The sequence below is a fragment of the Dactylosporangium sucinum genome (assembly GCF_014647515.1).
Lineage (GTDB): Bacteria > Actinomycetota > Actinomycetes > Mycobacteriales > Micromonosporaceae > Dactylosporangium > Dactylosporangium sucinum.
In genome coordinates this window covers 62,472-65,892 of the sequence record NZ_BMPI01000053.1, presented here as the reverse complement: position 1 = coordinate 65,892, position 3,421 = coordinate 62,472, and the positions used below count along the sequence as shown (strand labels likewise).

Here is a 3,421-nt window from a genome sequence, read left to right as displayed (position 1 = left end):
CGATCTTGCAGTTGTGGTGCCTGACAAACCCGGACATCGTGGGAGTGTTGCGGCACCACAACTGCAAGATCGACGCGCTGGGCGTGGCGGGCGCCGGGGCGCCGGGTCAGACGTGGCGGGCGAACCACTCCAGGATCGCGTCGAAGCGGGCCTGCCGGTGTGACGGGCGGCCCGTCCGGGACAGCTCGTGGCCCTCGCCCGGGAACAGCAGGAACTCGACCGGGGTGCCGCGCTTCTTCAGCGCCACGAACAGCCGCTGCGCCTGCTCGACCGGGCAGCGCCAGTCCTGCTCCGAGTGCACGATGAGCATCGGGATCGCGATGCGGTCGGCATACGTGAGCGGGCTCTGCCGCTCGAATTCGCGGCGGTACAGCGACTCGGCGAAGAACCAGCCGATGTCCGACGACCCCTGGAAGCTGTCGATCGCGTTCACGGCGCGCTCGGAGACGGCGGCCTTGAAGCGCTCGCCGTGGTGGGCCGCCAGCCAGGTCGTCATGAACCCGCCGTGCGAGCCGCCCAGCACGCCGACCCGCGAGCCGTCCAGGTCGGGTGCCTTGAGCGCCGCGTCGAGCAGCGCCAGCAGGTCGACGGCCGACACCTCGCCGACGTTGCCCATGACCGCGCGGCCGTGCGCCTCGCCGTAGCCGGAGGAGCCGCGCGGGTTGCCGTAGACGACCGCGTACCCGGCGCCGGCATAGACCTGGGCCTCGTCGAACAGCCGCCAGCCGTACTGGGCGAACGGCCCTCCGTGGATCATCAGCAGTACCGGATGGGGACCCTCGCCCTCGGGCCGCACGACCCAGCCGTGCACCGGATAGCCGTCGGGGGCCGTGGCCGTGAGCTCGGCCTGTTCGAGGACGGGGAAGCCCGCGCTGAAGTTCGTGAGGCGGTGCTCGCCGCGGTACACCTCGCCCCAGTCGGTCGGCCCGGCGATCGTGGCCACCAGCGTGTCCCCCGCCGACGCGAAGCCGGCGACCTGCCGCTCCCCGTCGACGAGCACGTCGGGCGCTCCCCCATCGAAGGGCACGAGGAGGAGTTGTACGGCGCCGCGGTGCTCGTTGGGGAAGAGCACTCCGGCCTCGGTAACGGCGATGTCGCCGCCCGGCACGGCGAGCGTGTAGGTCTCGTTGTCGAGCAGCTGCCGGACCTCCCCGCCGGCGGCCGGGACCGACCAGAGCGACTCGTGGCGGACGGTCGGGTCGACCCGCCCCTCCCCCGCCGGGTTCCCGGTGAAGACGACGCTCGCGCCGTCGGGCGTGAAGTGCGGCAGCGCGGGCGAGAGCGTCGTGCCGGTGAGCACGCGCAGCTCCCCGCCCGCCGCCGGGATCACGCAGACGTCGGCGGCCACGTCGTCGGCCCAGGTGTCGTGCTGCTCGGAGACGAACGTGAGCCACTCGCCGTCGGGGCTCCAGCGCGGGTCGCCGTGGCTGCGCTCGCCCTCGGTGAGCTGGGTGACGGTGCCGTCGAGCGCCGTCACGAACAGGTGCGCGGGGCGGTCGTGCAGGAAGCCCAGCCCGTCGACGCGGCTGAAGAGCCGCGTGAGGCGGCGCGGCGGCTCGCCGTCGGGCCCGATCTTGTCGCCGTCGCCGGTCTTGCCGGTGCCGTACCGGCCTTCCTGCGGTACACGAGCGGAGAACGCCAGCCGGGTGGCGTCCGGCGACCAGGCGGGCGCGCCCGCGCCCAGCGGCAGGTCGGTCAGTCGCCGCGCCTCGCCGCCCGCGAGGGGCATGACGCAGAGCTGGGGCACGCCGTCGTGCTCGGCCTTGTCGCCGCCGGCGCGGCTGCCCTTCTCCTTCGTCGCCCGCAGGAACGCCAGCCAGCGGCCGTCGGGCGAGATCCGCGGGGCGCTGTCGTGCCAGCCGTAGGTGAGCTGGACCGGCTCCTCCTCGCCGTCGGTGCGGATGCGCCAGAGCTGGGCGGTGTACTGGTCGGCGCCGAAGTCGAGCCGGGTGAGGGACACGACGGCGATCGTCCCGTCGGGGCTGAGGGTCGGCACGCCGGGGAGGCGCATTTGCGACAGATCGCGAGGTTTCACGTTCAGCACAGTAGTCCGGGTCACACTTCTTACCCGCGGGTAACCTCCTACCTCTACCCTACGGTCGTATGGAGGAGCTTCTCGATCGCGGCACCGACCGGCTCGCGCTGCACACGTTCGCTCCTGTCGCCGAGGATGCGCCGACGCTCGCGGTGCTGTGGCCCGCGATGGGCGTCCCGGCGCGGTACTACCGCCCGTTCGCGCAGTCGCTGGCGTCGCACGGCGTGGCCGTGACCGTGGCCGACCTGCGCGGCACGGGTGCGAGCACGCCCCGGGCCTCCGCCGCCTCGCGGTACGGCTTCGCCGAGCTCGCCGACGACGTGGACGCGGTGCTGGAGCACCTGAAGCCGGCCCGGGCCGGTCGCCGCACGGTCCTCATCGGGCACTCCCTCGGCGGCCAGATGTGCGCCCTTCACCTGGCCCTGCGGGGCACGTCCTCCGACGTCTCCGGGCTGGCGCTGCTCGCGGTCGGCCTGCCGTACTGGCGCAGCTACCCGGCCAGCCGGCGCGCCCAGATCCTGGCGATGACCCAGGTCCTGGCCGCGGGCTCGGCGGTGCTGCGGCACTGGCCGGGCTGGGCCTTCGGCGGCCGCCAGGCCCGCGGCGTGATCGCGGACTGGGCGTACACGGCCCGCGCCGGCCGGTACCGCCCGATCGCCGGCGTCGACGTGGAGGCGGCGCTGTCCCGGGTGACGACCCCGGTCCTGGCCGTGGACGTGGAGGGCGACCAGTACACGCCGGCCGCGACGGTCGACCGCCTGACCTCGAAGCTGACGTCGTCCGAGGTCCGCCGCGAGCACTACACGGCGGCCGAGGCGGGCACGCGCATCGACCACTTCACGTGGGCCAAGAACGGTGCCCCGCTGGCCGCTCGCGTCGCCGCTTGGACCGCGTCCCTCCCGTAACGTCCGCCCCCGCGTCGCCCGGTTCCGCCCGGTTCCGTGATCCATGGCGACTTCTGGTCGCCATGGCAGCCAGGAGTCTCCATCGATCATGAGCAAGACGCGCGGCGGCCCCCGGACACATCGTCCGGGGGCCGCCGCGTGCGTCGAGACCGGGGGCTCAGTGGCCCGTGGTGATCTCCTCGCGGTCCGCGTCCTCCACCTGGCGCGGCGCCGGCTTCGCAGGCGGAGCCGCCTTCTCGATCGGGTAGAAGAAGCCCTTCACCGTCGGGGCGAGCGCACCCAGGCGGTTCATCTTCTTCGGCACGACCCAGCCCGCGTACTCCAGGCCGTGCTCGGCGCCGTGGCCGTTGCCCGTCGGCAGCGGCTGATGCACCTCGATGAAGCGGCCGTCCGGCAGGCGGCGGATGATGCCCGTCTCCACGCCGTGGGCGAGGACCTCGCGGTCGTGCTGCTGGAGGCCCAGGGCGATCCGGTACGCCAC

The 3,421-nt window shown here is 73.5% G+C and carries 2 protein-coding genes and 1 pseudogene; 1 reads left to right on the top strand and 2 read right to left on the bottom strand.

The window, feature by feature from the left end:
- Positions 1-106: 106 nt before the first annotated feature.
- Positions 107-2,035 carry a S9 family peptidase gene (locus IEZ31_RS39750; RefSeq protein ID WP_190255273.1) on the bottom strand — a complete coding sequence of 643 codons (1,929 nt, stop codon included), beginning with the start codon at positions 2,033-2,035 and terminating at the stop codon, positions 107-109.
- Positions 2,036-2,103: 68 nt separating this feature from the next.
- Here IEZ31_RS39750 and IEZ31_RS39745 point away from each other — a divergent pair, with 68 nt between their 5' ends.
- A complete protein-coding gene (locus IEZ31_RS39745; RefSeq protein ID WP_190255272.1) occupies positions 2,104-2,940 on the top strand; it encodes an alpha/beta hydrolase family protein in 837 nt (278 codons plus the stop codon).
- A gap of 157 nt (positions 2,941-3,097) precedes the next feature.
- Here IEZ31_RS39745 and IEZ31_RS57215 read toward each other — a convergent pair.
- A pseudogene (locus IEZ31_RS57215) lies at positions 3,098-3,421 on the bottom strand (cytochrome bc1 complex cytochrome b subunit); the annotation flags it as partial.